At 46.7% G+C, this 22,648-nt stretch carries 18 protein-coding genes and 2 pseudogenes; 8 read left to right on the top strand and 12 right to left on the bottom strand.

The window, feature by feature from the left end; genetic code table 11:
* Positions 1-98 precede the first annotated feature (98 nt).
* From D0A34_12285 to D0A34_12275, 3 genes and pseudogenes are all read right to left on the bottom strand, one after another.
* On the bottom strand, positions 99-329 hold the full coding sequence (locus D0A34_12285) for a stress-induced protein (GenBank protein ID UNU19542.1): 231 nt from the start codon (positions 327-329) through the stop codon (positions 99-101).
* A 453-nt stretch (positions 330-782) separates the two neighbouring features.
* Positions 783-1,436 carry a deoxyribonuclease V gene (locus tag D0A34_12280; GenBank protein UNU19541.1) on the bottom strand — a complete coding sequence of 218 codons (654 nt, stop codon included), beginning with the start codon at positions 1,434-1,436 and terminating at the stop codon, positions 783-785.
* A 369-nt stretch (positions 1,437-1,805) separates the two neighbouring features.
* Positions 1,806-3,008 (bottom strand): annotated as a pseudogene (locus tag D0A34_12275) (transposase).
* A 425-nt stretch (positions 3,009-3,433) separates the two neighbouring features.
* On the opposite strand from D0A34_12275, the pseudogene D0A34_12270 reads away from it, so the two are divergent.
* Positions 3,434-4,264 (top strand): annotated as a pseudogene (locus D0A34_12270) (prohibitin family protein).
* 211 nt (positions 4,265-4,475) lie between these two features.
* Positions 4,476-7,550, top strand: a complete 3,075-nt coding sequence (locus D0A34_12265) for an EAL domain-containing protein (protein ID UNU19540.1) — start codon at positions 4,476-4,478, stop codon at positions 7,548-7,550.
* 259 nt (positions 7,551-7,809) lie between these two features.
* On the opposite strand, the gene D0A34_12260 is transcribed toward D0A34_12265, so the two are convergent.
* From D0A34_12260 to D0A34_12245, 4 genes are read right to left on the bottom strand one after another with little or no spacing between them, the layout of a single operon-like run.
* The gene (locus tag D0A34_12260; protein UNU19539.1) at positions 7,810-9,285 is read right to left on the bottom strand and encodes a DUF1802 family protein; all 1,476 of its coding nucleotides are present in this window, start codon (positions 9,283-9,285) and stop codon (positions 7,810-7,812) included.
* Positions 9,286-9,287: 2 nt separating this feature from the next.
* Positions 9,288-11,267: an ATP-binding protein gene (locus D0A34_12255; protein UNU19538.1), complete on the bottom strand. Its 1,980-nt coding sequence runs from the start codon at positions 11,265-11,267 to the stop codon at positions 9,288-9,290.
* Between the two features lie 48 nt (positions 11,268-11,315).
* On the bottom strand, positions 11,316-12,038 hold the full coding sequence (locus D0A34_12250) for a hypothetical protein (GenBank protein UNU19537.1): 723 nt from the start codon (positions 12,036-12,038) through the stop codon (positions 11,316-11,318).
* A gap of 2 nt (positions 12,039-12,040) precedes the next feature.
* Entirely contained in the window at positions 12,041-12,313 is a 273-nt protein-coding gene (locus tag D0A34_12245; protein UNU19536.1) for a hypothetical protein, read from the bottom strand.
* Positions 12,314-12,449: 136 nt separating this feature from the next.
* Between D0A34_12245 and D0A34_12240 the strand changes: the two genes are divergently transcribed.
* On the top strand, positions 12,450-12,929 hold the full coding sequence (locus tag D0A34_12240) for a rhodanese-like domain-containing protein (GenBank protein ID UNU19535.1): 480 nt from the start codon (positions 12,450-12,452) through the stop codon (positions 12,927-12,929).
* 171 nt (positions 12,930-13,100) lie between these two features.
* On the opposite strand, the gene D0A34_12235 is transcribed toward D0A34_12240, so the two are convergent.
* The 5 genes from D0A34_12235 to D0A34_12215 all read right to left on the bottom strand — a co-directional run bounded on the left by D0A34_12235 (position 13,101) and on the right by D0A34_12215 (position 17,520).
* Positions 13,101-13,535, bottom strand: coding sequence for an NUDIX domain-containing protein (locus tag D0A34_12235; protein UNU19534.1), 435 nt, complete (start codon positions 13,533-13,535; stop codon positions 13,101-13,103).
* Between the two features lie 74 nt (positions 13,536-13,609).
* Positions 13,610-14,356: a peptidase gene (locus tag D0A34_12230; GenBank protein ID UNU19533.1), complete on the bottom strand. Its 747-nt coding sequence runs from the start codon at positions 14,354-14,356 to the stop codon at positions 13,610-13,612.
* A 117-nt stretch (positions 14,357-14,473) separates the two neighbouring features.
* Positions 14,474-14,713 (bottom strand): preprotein translocase subunit SecG, encoded by a 240-nt coding sequence (gene secG, locus D0A34_12225; protein ID UNU19532.1) that lies wholly within the window; start codon positions 14,711-14,713, stop codon positions 14,474-14,476.
* A gap of 134 nt (positions 14,714-14,847) precedes the next feature.
* Entirely contained in the window at positions 14,848-16,446 is a 1,599-nt protein-coding gene (locus tag D0A34_12220) for a 2,3-bisphosphoglycerate-independent phosphoglycerate mutase (GenBank protein ID UNU19531.1), read from the bottom strand.
* A gap of 426 nt (positions 16,447-16,872) precedes the next feature.
* Entirely contained in the window at positions 16,873-17,520 is a 648-nt protein-coding gene (locus D0A34_12215; protein UNU19530.1) for a hypothetical protein, read from the bottom strand.
* 230 nt (positions 17,521-17,750) lie between these two features.
* Between D0A34_12215 and D0A34_12210 the strand changes: the two genes are divergently transcribed.
* The 5 genes from D0A34_12210 (at position 17,751) to D0A34_12190 (ending at position 22,557) form a co-directional block, all read left to right on the top strand.
* Complete coding sequence (locus tag D0A34_12210) at positions 17,751-19,175, top strand: hypothetical protein (GenBank protein ID UNU19529.1); 1,425 nt, start codon at positions 17,751-17,753, stop codon at positions 19,173-19,175.
* Positions 19,176-19,358: 183 nt separating this feature from the next.
* A complete protein-coding gene (locus tag D0A34_12205; GenBank protein ID UNU19528.1) occupies positions 19,359-20,099 on the top strand; it encodes an MORN motif-containing protein in 741 nt (246 codons plus the stop codon).
* Positions 20,100-20,204: 105 nt separating this feature from the next.
* A complete protein-coding gene (locus tag D0A34_12200) occupies positions 20,205-20,918 on the top strand; it encodes an MORN motif-containing protein (protein ID UNU19527.1) in 714 nt (237 codons plus the stop codon).
* Between the two features lie 177 nt (positions 20,919-21,095).
* Positions 21,096-21,716 carry a hypothetical protein gene (locus tag D0A34_12195; GenBank protein UNU19526.1) on the top strand — a complete coding sequence of 207 codons (621 nt, stop codon included), beginning with the start codon at positions 21,096-21,098 and terminating at the stop codon, positions 21,714-21,716.
* 382 nt (positions 21,717-22,098) lie between these two features.
* Complete coding sequence (locus tag D0A34_12190) at positions 22,099-22,557, top strand: hypothetical protein (protein UNU19525.1); 459 nt, start codon at positions 22,099-22,101, stop codon at positions 22,555-22,557.
* The last annotated feature ends 91 nt before the right edge of the window (positions 22,558-22,648 follow it).

Genomic DNA, 22,648 nt, shown 5'->3' with positions numbered 1-22,648 from the left:
ACTTCGATCGCCCCACCTCCTCAAACGTTCACTGTCCTAGTGCTATCTCTAACGCTGCAACTGTGCAATCTTTCATTACAGCACCAGCCTTGAGAGACTTAAGCTTCGCTCTTGCGGCTTTTCCGACCGCCTTCGCGACCAATTTGAGCCATGTGTTCGCGATTTCTGCTGACAGCTTCGCCACCTTTTTGACCAGCTTGTCTGGCTTCTTCAGGGGTGAATTCGTGGGCAGTTCCTTTCTCGTGTGCAGCTTTTCCGCCTTTGCTAGCAATTGCGCGCTGTTTTTCTGCATCCATAGAAGCGAATCCGCGTTTGCTTTTCTCAGCCATGACTGTCTCCTTGTTTTTTTCTGATTTTTTAGCTCGATCGCGCCTTCGCCTCCCACTGTCGTGGTTACTCCCAGTCAGTGGTGAGATATCCGACGGTAAATTATGAAACCTCATCAGACGAATCTAAGCTTTTGGTTTAACTCGCAGGATGCCTCTTTCATAATTTACAAATGTGAACTAAAAATAGTTCACGCCCGGGCACTATTGTTAGAGCCGCCAATGTTTTAAGCTGGTTACTGTCTTTCAATCATTCTATAAACCCCCCCAACTTTTATACCTCTTTCTCAGGTATAGTCATTCTTTAGTTCGCTGGAAGGATGGAACCGAAAGCTGATTGGCAGTAGACTCAGAGGATTTTTTGACTTAACCGCGCCACCTCAAAAATTAAAAGTCCAAAGACGGATGCTTTTTTGGTCTTTTTACTTTTTTTTTGATGCCTTCGGCGCTTGCCAGTTATCCCGATGTTAGTTGGTCTGCCGATCGAGTTGTTTCTGGTAAGCGATATTTTGGGGCGCAGCGCAGGACGTACTCGATCGCAGTTATCAAGTTTACCTTATGACCTATCGAAACATAAATTGGCTTTACCCCTGTTTGCGTCCTCAGCGCTGCTCCTACTGTTGATCCCTCCAACAGCAAGGGTTGCCAACTGCCCCGGTCGAGTCCGACTTCTGAATGTTCTCCAATAAATCGATTTTTGGCAACTCCGATCGTGGCAATCCCTGTCAAAACCCCCAAATGGCAGGCAAGACCGAATCTGCGGGGGTGCGCTAGTCCTTGACCGTCGCACAATATCAAGTCTGGTCTCAAACTAATATTTTCCAAAGCTTCGAGAACTGCCGGCACTTCTCGAAAAGACAGGAAACCCGGAATATAAGGAAAAGTTGTAGGACTGCGAACCACAGCTTGCTGCTGCAACTGTAAGTCGGGAAAGCTCAGAACTGTTACAGCGGCCCGCGATACATCGTTTGCACTGTCGTAGCCGACATCTACACCGGCGACGTACCGAACTGTGTCCAGTTGATGGGCGGTAATTACCTCTGACCGAAGCTGTTCTTGAATGGCGATCGCCTCTTCAACTGTCTGCGGCCAAGGGTGTCGCTGCAACATTTTGATTTTTCTTCAACCGTTCTCATCTAAGCTTAACTTATTTTCGGGCATTTTTAAACTCAGATTTTTATCGTTTGTAGCTATAAATTCCTAGCTTGCCCAAGAAGTCTTTTTTTCTACTCAGGTGGGTTGAGCAAGGCCGGCCGATGCCAATTCTACAAATAGAGTCTGTAGGTCGGAGAGTGAAATTCTATCTTTCGCTTGTGCTTGAACCAACCCCCAAAGGTTTTAGCGGCAAGCACCTCCAATTTTCTACTCAAAATTTATAAAAAATACCTATTTGATGCTGATTTTTTAGCTTTCTAGAAAGCTTTCTCTATCCGATCGCCATTTTATCGCTTTTGACACTCCTCGTACCTTTAGGTACGAGGATTCTTTCTTCGCAGGGATTCCGACGAATTTACCCTCAGAAAGCATCTTGACCGTATGCCCTACGGCTGCAAGTCCTCGAATAAGAACTACTTGTGCGGCTGCAACATCTCGGTCTGTGGTATAGCCACAATTGGAACATGAATGAATACGCTCTGACAGTTCTTTCTTGCCTGTCTCCAAACCACAACTAGGACAAATTTGGCTGGTTTTACGAGCATCTACCTTTTGAAAATACACACCGTATTTAAAACAGGTTTGCTCTAAAATCGCAAAAAACTGTCCCCAGCTTGCATCCAAGCAATGTTTTCCTAGCATAGCTTTAGACAAACCAACCAGGTTCAAGTCCTCGACAAAAACCATCCCCACGTCTTTGCAGAGTTGGTGAGACAATTTCCAGTGCCAATCTTTTCTACAGTTAGCGACGTACTCATGCAATTTGGCAACTTTCTTCTGGGCTTTTTTCCAATTATTTGAGCCTAACTTTTTCCGACTGACACGTTTTTGCAGCAATTTCAGCTTGCACTCTGCATCAGCAAAAAACTTTTGGCGTTTAACTAAAAGACCATTGGAAGTTGCTATGAAGTTAGTTAATCCAACATCAACGCCTAACGCTTCACCGTGTGGCATAACTGACGGTACGGAAACATCCCATTGCAGGGTTAGCATCACGTACCAACCACTTGCCTTGCGAACTATTCTCGCTTGCTTAATATTTGCGCCATCAGGGATAGGACGCGATTGATGAAATTTAACGAAGCCAATCTTAGGGAGTTTTAGTACCCCGTTGTTGACAGGATTGACACCCAGTTGCGGAAAAACAAAAGATCGCATTGCTCCCGCTTTTTTGAAACGAGGGAAACCGTGCTTTTGCTCCCACATACTCACGAACGCTTTTTCAAGCCTTCTCAAGGTTTGCTGTAGAACGTGTACGGCGACGGCACACAAAGCAGGTATGTTTGCCCTAGCTGCGGTTAAGCTTTTGCACTGACTGGCATAAGTTGGGCGCTTTGTTTGGGCCCGAATGATGAACTCAGAACGGATAGAACAAGCGTTAACTTGGCAACTGCGAGACTGAAACCAATGCTTGCGCTCTGCTAGCGCGTAGTTATAGACGCAGCGACACTGTTCCAGCCAATCTTCAAAGAAGGCTACTTGTGCTGCGGTTGGTTTCAATTTGAACTCGTAAGTTAAGTTAAACATTCTTTCTATCCTCCTGCCCTAATTATAATGTCGTGACTAAGGGCTAACTCGATTATTCACAAGTCTTAATTAAAGTCGCCCTATAAGGGCGAGGCTTGCACCCAGATCCTTGGTCAAAGAGCGATAGAGCTATCTATTTACTTCTTCTTTATCTAAAATCCTCTTCATTGTCAAGATCATTGAAACATTTATTCATCAATAATTCCAGCTAGGTACAAATGCCATTGTTCATACCAAAGCCTCACTGTAACGGCAATCTAATATCTTTTTGATTTAAGAAGCTTTCCGACCCTCAAAATCCTATGACTTTTATGATAAAAATAAAGGAATTTATGAGTTGTTGCACCCTTAAAAAGAAGTTATAATCTTAGATAAGAGCGAATAGAAAACTAACATCCAGTAAAACAACCTAGCTGAATTAAAATATGAAAACCATGCAAGGTGTTCGGTACAACCTAGCTCTCTACCTAGTCGGTGGCATCGTCTTCATCATCGCCGCCTTAATTTTAAGACCTTTTGCCCTCGTCGGCGCAGGGGATCGCGGTGTCATGATGCGCTTCGGCAAAGTTCAAGATGCGATCTTAGATGAAGGCATCCACCCGATTTTACCGATCGTCACCTCTGTAAAAACTCTCAGCGTGCGTACAAAAAACAGATTTGAAAGCAGATGCAGTCTCCAAAGATTTGCAAAGCATTACTACAGATTTGGCAGTCAACTGGAATGTTGATCCGGCGAAAGTAAATCAATTTTTCCAACAATTGGGAGACGAAAAACAAATTGTTACCAGCATTTTGAGTCCGGCAATTTCTGAAGTTCTCAAACCAGCAAGTTCTAAAAAAAACGCAGAAAAATTATTACTAAGCGCACGGCACTCAAAACCGAAATAGACAACAGCCTCAAAAAGCTCTTGGAACCTTACGGGGTCATTGTCAGAGATGTTTCGTTAATAAATTTTGGCTTTTCTCCAGAATTTAGCAAAGCTATCGAAGCCAAACAAATAGCAGAACAAGAAGCTAAACAGGCAGAATTTACAGTTAAAAAAGCAACCCAAGACGCTCAAGCTGAAATAAACCGCGCTAAAGGTCAGGCAGAAGCTCAACGCTTGCAGCGACAAACTTTAACAGCCGAAATTTTGCAGCAGCAAGCAATTGAAAAATGGAACGGTCAGTTTCCGACAGTAATGGGAGGAGGCGGAACTTTGCCATTAATTAATATTGCGCCGCCGAGTTCTCAAGCTGCAACTCCTGCTAAATAAGCTGCTGCCGATCGTGATTGCTAGGCCGCGGGGAGAAGGGGAGAGGGTCTGAGGGGGAGAGAGCCTGACGGGGAGAGGAATTGAGGGTTCTTCGCTGCGGAAGTGAAGATGTGCTTTTTTCAAGGCCCAACAGCAAGCGTACAAAATACAATTAACAACTAAGGTTAGATTCCGCTTACTTAAGTACGAAGATACAATTTACGTGGCACAAATGCTGAAAAAGGCTAAAGTAATAAGCAACTCGGAAATTGTAAAGGTTTGCTTGAAAGTTCGGCTGATGGGAGATCGGGAGAACCAGTCAATTTCTAATTTAGGTGAAGTGGGGGGTGCCGGCGATCGCCATACTGCATCAGAAGCACTGTGGCTGTGCGATCGAGCCTTGGCAGCTACTAGCAGCGGCATAGTCATTGCTGACGCCAATGCACCCGATTGTCCGATAATTTATTGCAATCCGGCCTTTGAACGGATGACAGGTTACTGTGCCAGTGAAATCTTGGGGCGCAATTGCCGATTTTTGCAAGGCCCCGATACAGATCGAACTACCGTAGCTAACATCCGCGACGCTTTGCGCCAAGGTCGAGAAATCCAGACAACAATCAAAAATTACCGCAAAGACGGCAGTCCTTTTTGGAGCAAATTGTCGCTATCTCCCGTGCGAGACGACAGCGCTAACTTGACTCACTTCGTAGGGATTCAGTCGGACTTGTCGGAACGGATATGTGACGTGCACGAAGCATTGCAGCAAGCTAACGACCAATTGCAAACGATTTTGGAAGCAGTTCCGGGAACAGTATCTTGGATTAGCTCGGATTTGCGCTATTTGGGGGTTAACCAGCACTTAGCCAAATTGCATGGTTTGCGGCCCTCGGCTTTTGTCGGTCAAGATATTGGTTTTCTGGGCGCTAGCTCGGATTTTAACTCTTTTGTGGTGGAGTTTTTTGCCGGCGACGCTACGGAAGCGGTTAAAGAACTCAACGTTAAGCTACAAACCGACGGGAGAGAGTCGGAGGGATACTATTTGATTGTGGCTCAAAAGTACGATCAGGGCAAAGCAGCTTGTCTGGTAGGGATTGACATTACCGAGCGCAAGCGGGCAGAAGAAGCTCTGGTGCTGACTCGCAAGGCGGTAGAAAGTTCGAGTGACGCGATCGGCATCAGCGATGCCAACGGCACTCACATTTATCAAAATCAAGCGTTTTCTCAGCTATTTGAATGGGACACCGCAGAGGAATGTAAACTAGCCGGAGGTATATCGGCAGTTTTTGCTGACCCCGCAGTCGCCCGGGACGTACTCGATACGATCGCCCAGGGTTATTCTTGGTTTGGTGAAATTACCAAGCGCACTAAAAGCGGTAAAACTTTGCAAGTGTTGCTGCGGGCCGATGCTATTAAAGACCGCACGGGGAAAATTGTCGGTCTGATTTACATGAATACCGATATTACCGACCAAAAGCGCACGGAACAAGAGCTGCGGCAAAGCGAGAAGCGCTTTCGATCATTGATTGAAAATGCTAGAGACATTATTGTGATTCTCGACGAGAAAGGCTTTTGCCGCTATGTATCTCCTTCCCTAGAGCGGATTTTGGGCTACCCGACGGCGGAAGTCCTCGGCCGATCTATATTTGACTTGATTCACCCTGACGAATTGCTGATAGTGGATCAAGTGTTCCAAGGTGTGATGCAAACGCCGAGAGTTAGCCTGGGGATGGCGGAATACCGAGTGAAACACAAGGATGGTTCCTGGTGCGTGTTGGAAGCGGTGGCGACGAATTTGCTCAACGAACCTTCGGTGCGGGGAATTGTGGTCAACTGTCACGACGTGACTGAGCGCAAGATGGCTGAAGAACAACTGTTGCACGATGCTTTGCACGATGCGCTCACAGAGTTGCCGAACCGTGCTTTGTTGACTGACAGGTTGGGGCAAGCTTTTGCCCGCGCCCAACGGCATCCGAGCTATCAGTTTGCGGTGCTGTTTCTGGATTTGGACAGGTTTAAGGTGATTAATGACAGTCAGGGACACCGCATGGGCGATCGGCTGTTGGTGGCTGTGGCTCGCCGTCTCTTGACCTGTTTGCGACCAGGCGATACGGTGGCTCGTCTGGGGGGAGATGAGTTTGTGATTTTGCTAGAAGAAATTCACGGTGTTGAGGAGGCGATCGCCCAAGCAAAGGCAATTCTCAAAACGATCGAACGACCGCTTTATTTGGAAGGTAATAAAGTTTTAATTACTGCTAGCATCGGCATTGCTTTGAGTACCGACCAATATCAGTGGCCGGGAGATATTTTGCGCGATGCTGATATTGCCATGTACCGGGCCAAAGCTCTCGGTAAAGCTCGCTACGAAGTTTTTACCAGTGCGATGCACACTCGGGCTGTGGCTTTGATGCACTTGGAACACGATTTGCGGGAGTCGGTTGAAGAACTAAATTTCAAATATCCCATAGTGGATTTCGCCTGTGGGGCGGCGGAAAACTCGCCGATGAGTGAAATCGATCGGAGATTGGAGCGTCCTAAGTCGCAATTGACTACTTTAAAATTGGAATGTCCTTTTACTGTTTATTATCAGCCGATCGTTTGTTTAAAAAGCGGATCGGTTATCGGATTTGAGGCACTGGTGCGCTGGCTGCACCCGGAAAGGGGTTTAGTTTCCCCGATGGAATTTATTGCGATGGCGGAGGAAACAGGGTTAATTACGCCTTTGGGTTTGTGGGTTTTAAACGAAAGCTGTCGCCAAATTATTAAGTGGCAGAGTTTGAATTTATCTGTGGGAAATTCGCCGCTGACAGTCGCAGTAAATCTTTCCGGAAGGCAGTTTGCCGAACCCGAGTCGATCGAGCAAATTAAGCAAGTTTTGCTGGAAACAGGTGTTGACGCTCGCTGTTTGAAGTTGGAGATTACTGAGAGTGTGGTGATGGAAGATGGAGAAGCGGCGGCGGCGATGCTTTCGCATTTGAGAGACTTGGGTATCGGGCTGTGTATTGATGATTTCGGCACTGGTTATTCGTCTCTGAGTTATTTGCACAAGTTCCCGATTAATATTTTGAAGGTCGATCGCTCTTTTGTTACCCGCATCGGGGAAATGGGCGAAAATTTGGAAATCGTGCGGGCGATCGTCATGCTGGCCCGCAGTTTGGGGATGGAGGTAGTGGCAGAAGGGGTCGAAACCGCCGCCCAATTGGCTCAAATGCGGGCGATCGGCTGCGAGTACGGTCAGGGGTACTTTTTCTCTAAACCTCTCGACAGTGCGGCAGCTACAGCCTTGTTGAGGCGATCGCCGAAATGGTGAACTGAACCAAATATTTAATTTGTATTTTGAAAAATATTAAAACTCTTGCGGTCTGTGCTTATTGCAAAGTCAATAAGGGCGATCGATCTTTTAGTAATCGATGTCTTGAGTGTTAAAATTACAATTGAGTATAATAGCAAACTGCTGAAAGATTGGCTGCGAGGTTGCGGGAATTGGGCATAGATCCTGATGCTGTGTAGGAAATTGGATAAAGTACGCGCGGCGAAGCTATCCCGTAGGGAATCGCCCTTGATGTATCTCAATCATCTAGTGGCAAGTCGCGCAGGAAATAAAAGCGATCGCGCCCTAAATCTTCGCCTTTAATTCGCCCTAAGTAACCAGTCAAAGGTGAGGAAAGTTCTATTAAAATTTGGTGCATTTCTTCATATTTTAAAGGTTGGGGCGACATAGAAAAGGCATAAGCACCGTGAAGCTGATTAAATTCAACACTTGTTGATTTTGTTCTTTCCAAAAAGTCTTTGACTAGCTGAACTATGTGCGATCGCACTTTAAGCTTTTCCCGCACATCGTCAATATAGCGATTAACCTTAGCATCGGCTTCCTCACCAAACGGCTGTTGTTCCAAACAAGGTTTTAACTGTAATAAATCGATCGAACCTGGTTGCTTAGCTTTCAGTTCAACCAGCTTTTGCAATGTTTCTGGGCGAATTACATTCATTTTACTACCAATAGCTGCTTGATTAGCTGGATTAGTTAAAGGCCCAGCCGCCAAAATAATTTTAACCGATCGATCGAACCTATCTTGACCCAAGTGAGTCAAACCTAAATGAATTAGTTGAGCCGTTACACTATTAGGTACACTTTCATGTTTGCTAGCTTTGCACTCTCCCGCTACTGGATAGGGAGTCTCGCAATAAAAGTCCAAACCACCCGCGCCGCCTGTTGATTCTGGATTGAGACTAGCTTTCGGATTAGTGTTAGAATTGGCAAAACCTAACTTGACACAACTTTTGCGGACTAACTTTTCAAATGTATTACCATCGCTAGAGTTTCCGATTTGTGCAATTGTTTTAATCCAATCTAAATCAGGATCTGGTTTTGCTGCTGGTAATTTTTCCGACCAACCTAGAAACATTTTGATTTCTGCCTCTAATTGTTTAGCTTTTGGGTTAGTGGTGGATAAATGCACTAATGCACTTTGCAACTCTTCCAATTCTGGATGTTCAGGAGGCTCAAATGTTTTCAGCTTGTGACTGCGTTTAGCAAAGATAGACTCGCTCAACACAGGCGTTGAATCAGTAACAGTTAGGGATTTTGGCAAAGATACAAAATTGCCACTAGATTGCACTGACATTTCAAGCGGCTGAGGTAGCAGATAGATGCGAAGATGAGCTAGAAAAATGTAACGCCCTTGTAGGAGAATTTGCTGTAATCCCTCTGTTTTCCAGATGGTTAATCGCGACAAAGCCTCTAAATCTAAAGGTTCAGGATTATCCAGTGGTTTGCACGATTCGCACCTAGCCCAAGCTTTTATCAAAACTCGATCAGAATTTAACTGAGCAAGTGCCTTTTGAGCAATGGGCAAAAAGTGCGAGCGATAATGTTGCTCGTAGGGTAGCAAATCAACCGAAAGATTAGCTGGATACAAAGCAAATGTCCGCCCCCGATTCAGAAACATCCGAGGCATAGCTGCTATCGTTCGTCCTTGAATTAAAGCCTCAATATCGGGATTGGGTAAAGCCAGAGCTGTTTGAAGCAAAATAGAGTTGCCCATGGTTAACTAAATAGGTCACTTATATCCCCATCATCTGTATCATCACTACTGGGAGGGTTGAAAATGTCTTCTAAAAGTAGGCTTTCATCTTCATCGTCAACCGCAGGCATTTCACCGGACGGATCGCTCAAAATTTCCCGCAGTAAAAGATTCTCAAAAGTGAGCTGCTTCTGAGATATGAAATCAAAAACCTGGTCTTGTGTTAAATTATAATCTCGGCATTTTTTACAAACAGCACAGAGAGCCAGCAGCGGTTTTATTTGCTCTTCAATCAAATACACCACCTCACCGCCTTTTTCTACTGATACGAGTTGTTCCAGTAGTTGGTAGGCTTTAGAATTTTTCTTAATATTGTCGATTTTTGATTGGGAACGGACTAAACAACCGCGCGTCAAATCAAATGTTTGATAATCAATTAAGCGTTTTAATCCAGCAACTAATTCGGATTGAGAAGATTGAATTATCGCAACACCAATATTGATAGCTCTTCCGTTTTCTGTACCAATTATCTTGAAATTTATCCAATCGGCATTTTTTGCTTTTGGTTTAATATCGGCGGTAAGGTCATCAACTGTTACCTTGTCAATCGTCTGACCTTTCAAGGTTTCAAAGCCAAAGAAAATAGCCTTAGCAAGTGTGGAATTATCCTCCATATCATCTCGGATGTCTCCCTCAAGTTCCTTGGTAAAAGCAAGCTCAAACCGTTCAGCAGGATCTTCTGGAAGTTCAGGCATTGGAGGCATAAAAACTTTAAAATTCTCGGCACACCACGTCAAAGCTTCCCGTACCGTTGGCTTACCTCTGCCATATTCTCTCAGTTGACTTTCCTCAAATGGGTAGACCGGATGAGGAGGGTTTAAATTCCTGAGATGATAAAAATCTTGCAACCATAACTGGACTAAATCAACTAAAGAATCGCCATTCAAGTATTTTAAATCGATTGGTTTTCGCTGCGTGTATGTTGAAACTCTATCTGGTATGCCGCCAGACATTACGTGAACAGTTTCTGTCCACGTATAGGGCATCATTACTGTGATAATAACCAAACCTTGACCGAGTTCTGAGTGTTCGAGAGTATCGTACAAACGCTTAACTAGATCGGCAATTACCTGCGGTGTTGTCAAGCCATCATCTCTACAACTTGTATTTACATCTATTTCATCAAAACAAATGATTACAGGACTGTAGTAACTCACCAAATTCAAAATTTGCTGGACATTATTCAGAGATTCTGCTTCTCTGTCCTGATTAGTCTTGCCGGAATTAGCCGGCAATCCTAGTTCCTCAGCTTTAGATTTATCTAACTCTTCACCAGATAACCATTTGATAGCAAAAGGTGTTTCAGCTTCTGATAACGTCCACAACACAGCTCGAACAATATAAGGATCTGCCTTTAATTTTGTTTTGAGAACTTGCTTAGTCAGGGTGTTCATGAAATTCTTATTTTTAGTGGCCCAACTAGCACATACTCTGTCAAATCGATCTATCAGTTCTTGAGGAGAAAGATTCTGTGAAGCAGAATTGATAGCTTTGAAACCTTCGTTTGCCATTGCTGCCGCTATTTCCTGCCATTGCATGACACTTTGGCTCCCTGTATGGCTCAAACTGTTAGCTAAAGTTTGCTGAAATTGGTATTTTATCAAGTTTAAGTCGGTGTAATTATTAACACTGGCATAAACGAACAAAGCACCACCATTACTTTCTAGTCTGCGGCGGATGCGACTTAAAATGTGGCTTTTTCCCACTCCCTGCTGAGCAGTTAATACCAGGGAAGTCACCTTTTCTTGACTGGATTGACTTGTCTGTACTTTTTCAACGGCCTGAAAAATGGCATCGGAAGCATGAGCATTTAGAGTGGGAATATCGGGGAACCCTTTTCCCCAAATATCTTGTTCTTTGACAATGCCAGCTTTGCTAAATGGATTGTGATTTTGGATTGCAGCATTGACGGCTTCTATCGGAGAAACTTCTATATTGTTCATAGCGAGCGGGTGTGAGGTTAACGAACTACAAAAAGATTGAGGGCAATTTTATGAATTCAAACGCTTGGCGTAGTAACGCAATGCACCACCAGGAATGGTGATTGAGTCTTCACGTTTATCTGGGGTGATGTCTTGCGTTTCTCCTGCCATTAGCTGAAAAATATCATTAGCCTGCATTTCTAACAGCCACTCGTTGAACTCCGATCGCCCTACCATTTCCCCGATCGCCCGACGCATCCGATAAATCGGCACTAAATCGTCTAAGTTATAATCCCGGTTCAAGCTGTCATACACATCGAGCGCCACAGCCTTAAAATCGTCATAGGATGCGATCGTCCCTACATCCCCCTTCCCCTTATCAACCGCAACACTCGCCGTACCATCCTGATGCCGAATCCACTTCAACAAAGAATTTCCCAGCCGAGTACCAATTTGAGAACCATCAAACTCAAACAAAGAATCCTTACTTTTGAGCCCCTGCGCTAAAACTTCTTTCCCCTTAGCGCTCAATTCCACCAGCGTCACCCGATTTACCAGCGAATACTCGATCGCCCCAGTCGCCTGCAACTCGCCGAGCACTTCCACATATCTCTGACTCGTCTCATTAGTCCGCACAATCCGCTTAGTCAAATCCCCCTTTTTGACCTTCATCCTCCCGCCGCCCAAATCCCACAAATTCAGCAGTACCCGAACTTTTGCCTTCGCATCCCACACCGCTTGCTCTTCCGGTGTCAAAGTGTTAGACACCGGAATTTCATCTTTCTCAGACATATTCATACCTTTAAATACTTGTTCTTAGTATCAAATTTTATCATAAATCTTGCTGCCAAACCTCTCCACTTTTCCGTAAAATCCCGCGCGAGGCTGTACACAACTTCGACCCATTTCATTTCAAAATAATTGTGATTGACTAAAAGGAAATCGTTTGATAGAATACCTAATCTAACGAGCGATCGCACTTCCAATTCTCCACAGCAAATGCGATGAAACACTCTGAAGCACAGCCCGCTTTCATCCAGCAAACTCAACAAATCTAGCGATCCCAACCGCAGCTAACAACCTGTAACCCAGCTTAACTGCGACTTTAGTTCAATGCCAGATTCAGCCTTTAGAAAGACGAATTCAACCTCAACATCTTGTTACATTGCAAAGGCAATCAAAAAATTGAACAACATTTTACCCATGAAAAATATTCCCGACCAAATTTCCGACATCAAAGAAAAACTTCCCGATTTGACTCCCACCCCTCCTGGTTTAAAAGCTCAAGCATCTAGCCACGACCTCAAAGCCCGTTTAGATTGGGGCGAACCCGGACTCACAATCATCGACGCTCGTCCTTTTGAAAGCTTTGCCAAAAGCCACATTACCGGCGCCGTAATGATGCCAATGGACGAATTAGTCGGTCGAGCACAATCGAGTTTAGAACCCGTCCGCGACATCTACATCTACGGCGAAAACGACCAACAAACCGCCGAAGCGGCCAATCTTCTCCGCGCAGCAGGCTTTCAAAAAGTAGCCGAACTAAAAGGCGGAATTCCTGCTTGGAAAGCCATCGATGGCCCCGTAGACGGCTCTGGCGAACACGATACTCCCGGCCCCGACGCCTACAACGTTTTTTCTCGCTTGCAACACCACGCCGAAGCTCAGAAAATCAACAAATAACCTCAGATTGGCGGCAGGAGTCGCCCATAAAATCTGACACTTAATAAACCCGGTATCGCAAAAGTTACCGGGTTTTTCAATCAGAACTTATACCAAATCCCTCTTAAATTTTCTTAGTCCGCGTGGGCGAAGCCAGCGCTTAGGCGGACGAAAGTTTGTCTAATAGCGATTTCAACCGCCGACTCTTAATTTTCTGCCATCCAAATATGCCTTAACTTCCCCAAACATGAGGCGGTTTGCATCAAAAGTAATCCGTTTAACAGCTTCATCAAAAGAAAGCCAAGCAGAATTTTGAACTTCCTCCTCTTGCAAAACAACTTCCATCGAATTGACAAAACCTAAAAAATAAGTGACAGTTTTTTCAATCGGCTCCCCATCTTTCACAAAAGAATAGTGTTCTGTAAAACTCGGCTCATCCAGCATTTCAAAATCCGATATACCTGTTTCCTCCTCAAATTCCCGCTTTGCCGTTTCCGCAGGAGATTCCCCGGGGTTCGCGTGACCTTTCGGAAACGCCCAATGTCCCGCTTGATGTTGAATCAACAAAAACAAAGCATCAGCTTCCTTGCCAAAAATCGGCACAATCCCAAAACATTCATCTTTCATTTTTCTGATATTTCCTATTAACTATTATGTTTTTTTAGTCCGCGTAAGCGAACTTAATTTGGGGAGATGCGGTTTCAATCGCCGAGTCTCTGAAATTCCCACCCTAACCGAGTCGGCTGTTCATAAACCCGCTTCAAAGTATTAACATCTCTCGCTGAAATAGGCGGAGGATTTCTCACCTGAGAAAAATAAAGCACATCAGTTTCCATCAAACTGTGACCCCAAATTCCCAAAGCGTGGCCCAACTCGTGCCGCGCCGTCGCCGGAATATACTTACCCACTTGATTCGGATTCAAATAAACCGAAAACCGATGAGATAACACAGTTTTATCCCCATCCCGACGGGCGTACAATTCATAGGTAGCCTCTCCAGAGCGCGATCGCAAAACCCCTTGACGCAAAGGCGGAGCCCGACGTAAAATCCTAATATCAGCCACCTCCGAACTATCCACCACTTCCAAAGGCAAATAAACCCCCCATTCCCGCACCACTTCCAACACAGCCGCTACCCATTCTTCAGACTTATTAGCATCCACTGGACGCTCAACATAAACCTGAATCGGAAACTTAGACCACAACAAATGACCGAAATTCGGTGGCTTAAGCTGGTCAAAATAATCACCACTATCCGTGGAATCTTGCCAATTCGCTAGCGTTGGCGGCAAAGGGTGAACCTGTGGCTGCGGCAAACTATTAGGGAGAGAAGAAAGAGTCGCCGCCGGAGTATTAACCTGAGTAAAAATTATGAAGCTAAAACAACATAAAGCCAATCCCAAACCAGACAGCAATCGAGGTTTTACTGTCACTTTCCACAACCGCATTTTTCTGACTGCACTTAAATTTCATCTTTAGGGCGGGCTAGAAGCCCACCCCACAATATTTATTTATGTGGCACGGGCGTCTCGCCCGTGAGCTATCTGCGGTTAAAAATCGAAATATTATAACTTAGGCGCCAACCAACCAGCACTCAAAATCACAGTCAAACCCATAAAAACAATAGACAGACCCCAAGTAATCCGGTTCAGACTCGTTTCTGCACTCTTGGCGCTGGTAAACAATTGAGCTTGTCCGCCAATCCCTCCAATACCATCGCCTTTAGGACTGTGCAGCAACACAAAAATTACAAGTCCTAAAGCAGACAAAGACCAGATAACTTGTAACACAGAAATAATATTCATAATCTGGGGTAATTGGTAATTAGTAATCGGTAATTTATTATCATATCAAATTCGGTCGATCGCGCACATCCAGTCGATCGACCGCAATTTATGCAGGGACAGGGCAGTGCCGTGTCCCTACTGCTGCGTCCCTACTACAATCGGACTCGCACCGGAGTGCGATTGGCGCGAACTTCAAACTCAGCCGATCGAATCATCGATCGTCCCGTCATCTCCGGGGGCTGAGGCAACCTCAACAGCTCCAGAATCGTGGGCGCAATATCCGCCAAACAACCATCCGTCCTCAGAGGAACATCCGTTCCGTGACCCGGAATCTTCCGACCTTCACCTTCTACCAGAATAAACGGCACCGGGTTAGTAGTGTGAGCCGTCCAGGGATTCCCGTCATCGTCAAACATTTGCTCAGCATTTCCGTGGTCAGCAATAATAATTGCCGTTCCCCCAGCTTTACTAATGGCGCTCAACAGCCGCCCCAAACATTTATCCACAGTTTCGCACGCAATTATCGTCGCATCCATCATCCCCGTATGACCAACCATATCCGGGTTAGCGTAGTTAATCACCATAAACGAATAGATGCCTTTTTCCAAAGCCGTCACCACTCCATCCGTCACCAGATCCGCCGACATCTGGGGCGCCTCATCGTAAGTCCCCACCATCGGACTCTGCACCAACTCCCGGTGTTCCCCGATAAAAGGCTCTTCCAGACCCCCATTAAAAAAATAAGTCACATGAGCGTACTTTTCAGTTTCCGCTGTCCGCAACTGCTGCAAACCATGGCTAGAAATCACCTCGCCCAGAATATTGTTCAAATTTTGCGGTTCAAAAGCCACCATTACCGAGAGTTTCGGATCGTACTGAGTAAAAGTCGCAAACGCCAGGCGCTCAATTAACTTCCGTTCAAACCCCTTAAAATCCGGTGCCACAAAAGCCTGAGTCAATTCTCTCGCCCTGTCCGGGCGAAAATTAAAGAAAATTACCCCATCCCCGGATGCCACCGCCCCCGGAGAAATCCGAGTCGGAACAGCAAACTCGTCCGTCACTCCTTCAGCATAGGAGCCCTGCAACACATCCACAGCCGATCGACCGTCAGGCGCGCCCTCAGTCGTCATCACCTCGTAAGCGCGCTGCACCCGATCCCAGCGCTTGTCCCTGTCCATCGCGTAGTAGCGACCGCTGAGGGTCGCAATCCGACCGACCCCTACCTCTGCGATATAACTTTCAATCTTGCCTAGAGCTTCGACACCCTCTTTCGGAGTAGTATCACGACCGTCTGTAATCGCGTGAATGCAAACCTCAGAAATTCCTTGTGCTTTTGCTAATAGCAGCAAACCCTTAATATGACTGAGATGGGAATGAACCCCACCTTCAGAACAAAGACCAGTCAGGTGCAATTTGCCGCCCGTGGCGCGGACTTTCTTGCAAAGCTCAACCAGCGCCCGGTTGTTGAGCAAAGAACCATCTTCCACTGCATCCGAGATCCGCACCAACTCTTGAGGAACCACGCGGCCCGCGCCCAGATTCAAGTGACCAACCTCTGAGTTACCCATTTGCCCGTCTGGCAGCCCTACCGCCCGACCCGATGTGTGAATCAGAGTTTTGGGATAAGCGGCCCAGAGACTGTCCATCACGGGTGTTTTTGCCGCGGCGATCGCATTTCCGTCTTTTTCTTCACGATAACCCCAGCCGTCTAGAATAATCAGCACTACAGGAGATACAGACGCTTGTGCCATGCGAATACCTTATTTACAATAATTAATTTCTCGATTTTCATGATTTCCGATTTTGCGGAACATCTTCCGCTCATCAGTTTACATATTTTCTCGGCTCCGGCTGAACACAGCCCACCAAAATTCCCTTAACCACAGCATTTTTGGAACTAATTTCGACCTGCTTTGGGAATGGTTTAATTGATTGCCTTGCCCTGTACTGTGAATGCACAGTCGGAGACTGTTACCGATCTCACCAACAGCGACCCTGCTTTTGCCGCCGCATTTTCACGAATTGTTCAACGGTAGGTTGCTATTGAAACACTAAGAAGATTACCACAGATTGCGGACTTTTACTACTGCCTCAAGGAATAGATTAAATAGCTTTGACTGGGCTGGGAATAACTTTAAACGAGTTGAGCAAAAATCCGTTTCCGAATCGGCTCACTTTTAGCGGACATAAAATTCTACAACATCTTTTTTAATTTTGACATCGTAATTGCCAAAGAAATCGTGACCGAGCAGACCTATTGGCATTTGTTTGGCGATCGCCACTTCGACATTTTGGATCACAGCACCCCCAACCCGGATCGATCGCACCAGACCGATCGGGAACTCGACAACGCTACCGTCAGCGATCCCCGCTCTCACGGTACGCACCGGCCTCACTCCCAGTGCAGTAGCCATCCGCTGAGAAATCAAAGTGCCACTCGCCCCGGTATCGAGAATCATCTCAAAAGTCTTGTTGCCGTTAAATACCACATCAATCACCGGCGTCCCGCCTGCGCGACGCTTGATTTTAGCTTGAAATACCTGTGGATTCCCCCGTGGCTTAGCCGGTTGAGTGGCTGGGGGTTTGGCACCAGGATTGGATGGGTTCCAAAACTGAGAGTACAATTTGCCAGTGGTGAATCCTGATCCCGTTATAGTGCGATCGAGCGACTGGGAACTCACATCGGGCACCAATGTCATCACCTGAGTTTCTGGCTGACGTGAATCAGAATGCACCTCGCCGCCCCCCACCGATCCCACACCCACCAAAACGGTCGCAAAAACAAAGCCCGATCGCCAAATTCGCTTGAGAATCACTTTTGCCATGATCTAAATACCTTGATTGATTCAATATTTCCCACAACGACCGCCATTGATATCCTAACTTGCTCCTGAAAACCCAGCGCCCGAAGAGCCTGATCAGAGCATGAGGAAAACTTGGCAATTTTCAAGTGATCGCATAACATCGAACACAGATAAACTTATAAACGGCAACAGGCTGTAATTGCAGAGCCTTGTTGGAGATCTTGAAATTAAGCAGTTAGGGGCGATCGGCAATGCACAAACTTTTATATTTTGCGACTATAGGACTACTAGCTTTCTCGATCGGAGGATGCGGTGGCGACGAGGCCAGCAACACAGCCAGCCCCAGCCCCAGCCCCAGTGCAGCCTCTCCGTCTCCGGCCGCCTCTGCCAGCCCCACCCCAGCAACTCAGCCTTTCCAGTCTCCAATAGTAGCCGCCCAGCCTCCAGGGTTAATTCGATCGACCAACCCAGAGGAACGAGCGAGACAGGCTCAAACAAATATCGGCGACAAAAAGGACAGAAATCCAACGCTTCCGCTTCAGCCGGTGCCCCAAGGCCCTGTGACAGCGAATCCCTCTCAGTTAGACCCCTTTGGGCCGCTGCCGCCGATCGCATTACAAATCCCAGCAGGAGCCAACGGAGCGGGTGGGATTACCTCAGAACTCCCCAAACTGCCACAGCGAGAAGTAGCCGTGCTACCCGAGCTTCCCGAGTTATTGGCTCCCCCCCCACTTAACAGGCCTAATCAGACGGTTACTATCCCCAGACCACCCACGGGCGGTCGAGGGGGCACTCAGCAAGTACGAGGTCGATCACAAGGCCCTTTACTTCCCGGAGGTGAGGGGGGGCAAATTGGCTCGCCGCCCCAAGTTCCAGGGCTAACTGCTCCTCGGTTAGGTGGCGGTGGCAGAAATGGTTCCTTACCCGGAGGCACCGGGGTGCAAATTGGCTCGCCGCCCCAAGTTCCGGGGCTCACTCCTCCTCAGTTAGGTCGTACTCGTACATCCCCGCCGGGACTCGAACCGATTGCAGCTAGACCCATAGGAGTGCCGGATCTGCCGGAACTGCCAGTAGACAAGCGCCCGCCCCAATGGAGAGACCCCAATGCCAGGGCAAGAAGAAATACTGGCACCCGTCCTCCTGCAACTGGGCCAATAGCAGTTAGACCCCAAGGTGCGCCGAATCCGCAGCCTCGCCAGCCTCGCCGTGCGGGTCCCCCGCGCCCGCCCCAGCCAATAGCAGCTAGGCCTATAGGAGTACCGGATCTGCCGGAACTGCCAGTAGACAAGCGCCCGCCCCAGTGGGTAGACCCAAATCCGCCGCCTCCTCCCGTGATCCCAGTAGTTCCGCCACCGCCGCCACCGCCTTCTACTGACATCGCTACAGGCACTGAAGTCAGCGGGGTGGTAAAAGTCGGGAACGAGACGCAAGTGATTGTCAAAGTACCGAATGAACCAACTAGCCGATATGTCAAAGTCGGGCAGCGGCTGTCTAACGGGCAAGTGTTGGTGAAGCGGGTTGATCTCAAGCAAGGAGCAGATCCGATCGTGATTCTGGAGGAAAACGGCGTTGAGGTAGCCAAAGGTGTTGGCGAAAAACCCGCAAGTCGCCAATCACAACCAGCCAATGCAGTTATTAGCCGTCTCCCAAATCCGAATAGCTCAGCGCGACGCTGAAAATTGACAGTAAAGCAGGAAAAATGCTAAAGGCAAAAATTAGAGTTTTTGCCTTTTTGCATTTAGGGCAGATCTCGAACCTGAAGGTAAAATTAGTAGAGGGATTAAAAAATAGAGGACTTTTCAGCGAGTATTAGCTTCTATAAAATCCCTATTAGTAATTGAAGTTAAAGGAGATTGATCATGCTCGGTTCAATTCAAAAATTAGGGATGGTGATATTAGTTGCTTCTTGTATCGGCAGCGCCACTAATCTCTTGAATCCGCAGCCATCAATGGCTCAACCAAAACCAGAAGAAGGAAAACGCTCTCCCTTCTGCCAAGGCAACCCTCCTACGGGAAGAGTAAAATGCAATTACGAGGGAGGCGATAACTACGAGGGAAATTTCGTCAATGGCCTGCCCGACGGCACTGGAGTCTACGTGTATGCTAATGGCGATCGCTACGAAGGAAATTTTCGGAAGGGAGTGCCAAATGGTAGAGGGACATTCATTTTTAAAGATGATGCCCGCTACACAGGCGTGTTCCAAGACGGCACAATGAGATCTGGGACGGTCGTTTTTGCCAACGGCGAGCGCTACGTCGGAGAGTTCGCAGTCGTCAGGAACGTTCAGACTGATGCCATTAGCAGCCAACCCTCAGGGCGGGGTCAATTTTTTTATACCAATGGCGATCGCTACGAAGGACAATTTTTTGCAGGTTCGCCCTTTGGCCCGGGGGTATTGGTGCGGGTAGACGGCACTCGCTGTTCCGGCAGGTTTTTCAATCAAGAACTTGACGCTAGTGTCTCCTGCAGTTTCCCCAACGGTACGCGCTATGAAGGAGAATTGCGAAAGGGAGTGCCTCACGGTGTCGGGACAATGATCGATGCTAGCGGTAGGCGCTTTCCGGGGGTATTTCGCAACGGCAAGCCCGGAGTTTCGTAAAGGATAAATGATTGAGGTTTTCAGCCAACTTTTGACAACAAATGGGACAAAAGACAAAGGACAGAAGAAGATAATATCTAACAGCGCATAGGAGAAAGTTGATTGATGATTTCCCGTTCTTGGCTCAGTGGAATCGCTTTATTAGTTGCATCAGTGTTGGGAATTGGTAGTTACGCGATTGATCCCCTGCCCTCAATGGCGCAAGGAACAGAAGCTAAAACCGGTCGCTGCGTGCCAGCTATCGCTACAGGTAGAGTTAGGTGCGATTATGACAGCGGTGATAGCTACATCGGACAGTTCGTTAACGGTTTGCCCAGTGGCACTGGGGTATACGTATATTCCAACGGCGATCGCTATGAGGGGCAGTTCCGTCTGGGCAAACCAAATGGTCGAGGACAATTTATATTTAAGGACGACGCCCGCGTGGAGGGCATATTCCGAGATGGCAAAGTTAGTTCCGGGACAGCTATTTTTACTAATGGCGATCGCTATATAGGGTCGTTTTCTCTTGATCAAAAAGTAGGCGTGCCCACGGGACAAGGGCAATTCATTTTTGCTAATGGCGATCGCTTTGTGGGTCAATTTTTAGGGGGCAAGCCTTTAGGTACGGGAGCGTTCACCCGCGCTGACGGCAGTCGGTGTTCGGGACAGTTCTATACTCAAGAACTTGATGGTAGGGGTAACTGTTCGTTCTCCAACGGTATCCGCTATGAGGGAGAGTTACGCAAGGGATTGCCTCACGGTAAGGGCACAATTATCGATACCAGAGGTCGGCGGCTTCCGGGAGTATTCCGTGAGGGCCAGCGACTAGAGCAATAAACTGGGAATAAGTGCTATCTGTTAGTAAGGGCAGGTTGATGGCTAAGAATTTTTGCACACAACCTGCCATTGCTAGGTTTTAAAGTTACAACTATTGATAATTTATGATCGGCTTTTTCTCAGCCGAATTGCTAATGTTAAATATCCACTTAATGGAGTTAATGGAGGCGTTTTGATATGACAACTACTACTTCTGCTTCCGGCCGCACTGGCCAGTTTCCCTTCGACTTTGCCCCGCAGCGGACTCAAGATGCTGATTTGTTGCGACAACTCAATTTTGTGCCCGGCTTGAAGGAAATATTGGCTTTGCGACAAGTTCATGCTTTGGAACACGCTACGGTTTGGGTACTTGGCCAATCGATTGGTGCAACGACAGCAAGAACCGATAATGAGTTATTGGGCGGGATGTCCACAGACCAAGGGTTTTATCTTTATGGCCACGTTAACATTGTACAGTTGCATCAGGCAGTACGCGAGGCTTTGCAGCGGATTGCAAGCGGAGAGTGGGATTTAGCTGTACATCCCCGCTGTGGCACGAATTTGTCGGTGGCAATGCTGCTAACGGCTGGACTTGCTGTTGGCATCAATTTAGCCCTGCCTCGGGGGCCTATTCTGCAACTTTTAGGTTTGGGTGCAGCGGCGGCTGCTGCGGCTCAGTTAGCTCCTGATGTGGGATCTCTGGCTCAGCGGTACGTCACAACTGCTATTCCGTTTAATTTGAGTGTTGTTGATATTACTGTAAGTCACGACTTCTGGGGACGCGAAGCTCATTTTGTTCGGGTGCGTTGGGTTGAATAGCTGCTGCGGGAGGGCAAGAGTGGGAGAGGGGGAAAGTTGACAAAATCTTCTTTCTTCCCTCAACTTCGATCCGTTAAATTCCCTACACGGCTTTGTTGCCGAACTTCCTTCTTCCTTCTTCATCATTTTGAGAGAATCGGTACTATTCAAAAGTTAATTGGGGCGACTTATCAACTTACTTTTATTCGATAACTTGATACTACATACTAATATCTATATTTTCCATATTTTTATAACTTCATATTATATTCAAATTCCATCTTTACCGCTAATGTGTCAGCTATGAAAAGCTCGGATTTACTTCCTAGGCGACTTGTCAGAAAATAGCAGGATAAGGTAAAATCGCTTATTAGAATTTTTCGCGGCAAAGTCAATAAAAAAAATGTGCAAATTACCGATCGATAAAACCTGGCTGCCAAGTCTAGTGGCTGTCAGCTTAGCCGTAGCAGGCAACAGCTTTTTGCCTTTAACCCACTATGCGAGTTTTGCTAGCGAAATATCCCCAACTAACGAACCAGAAAGAGTTCCTGACGGCAAGATAGTTCCAGTTAATGGAAAAGTCAATGTTAGATTAACGAATAAAACCAACGATCGACTATTTTTTTACGTGGTTGGACAGACTAACCGCCAGAGTTTAGCGGAAAATTCAACAATCGCGTTGCCAGCATTGACACTACCGGCCTCAATTGTATTTAGGCGACTAGATGGGGCATTATTGAAACCCAGTTTGAAACCTGGTGGCGAAGGAACTCTAGAGGTAAGATTAGACGAGACAAATGATTTAGGTTTGGATAAAACATCTTTAAGGATTCGGAATGACGGTGCACTTTTTCTCAGATAGAAAACTGCCAAATTTAAAGAAGTAACCTTCATTAAATATATGTCTGCGTTAATCTGTGTGTATCTGTGGCTAAAACGTTCAATCGCCCTTA

Source organism: Microcoleus vaginatus PCC 9802 (assembly GCA_022701275.1).
GTDB lineage: Bacteria > Cyanobacteriota > Cyanobacteriia > Cyanobacteriales > Microcoleaceae > Microcoleus > Microcoleus vaginatus_A.
The sequence above is the reverse complement of the archived record's forward strand: the minus strand, read 5'-3'. Positions and strand labels throughout refer to the sequence as shown.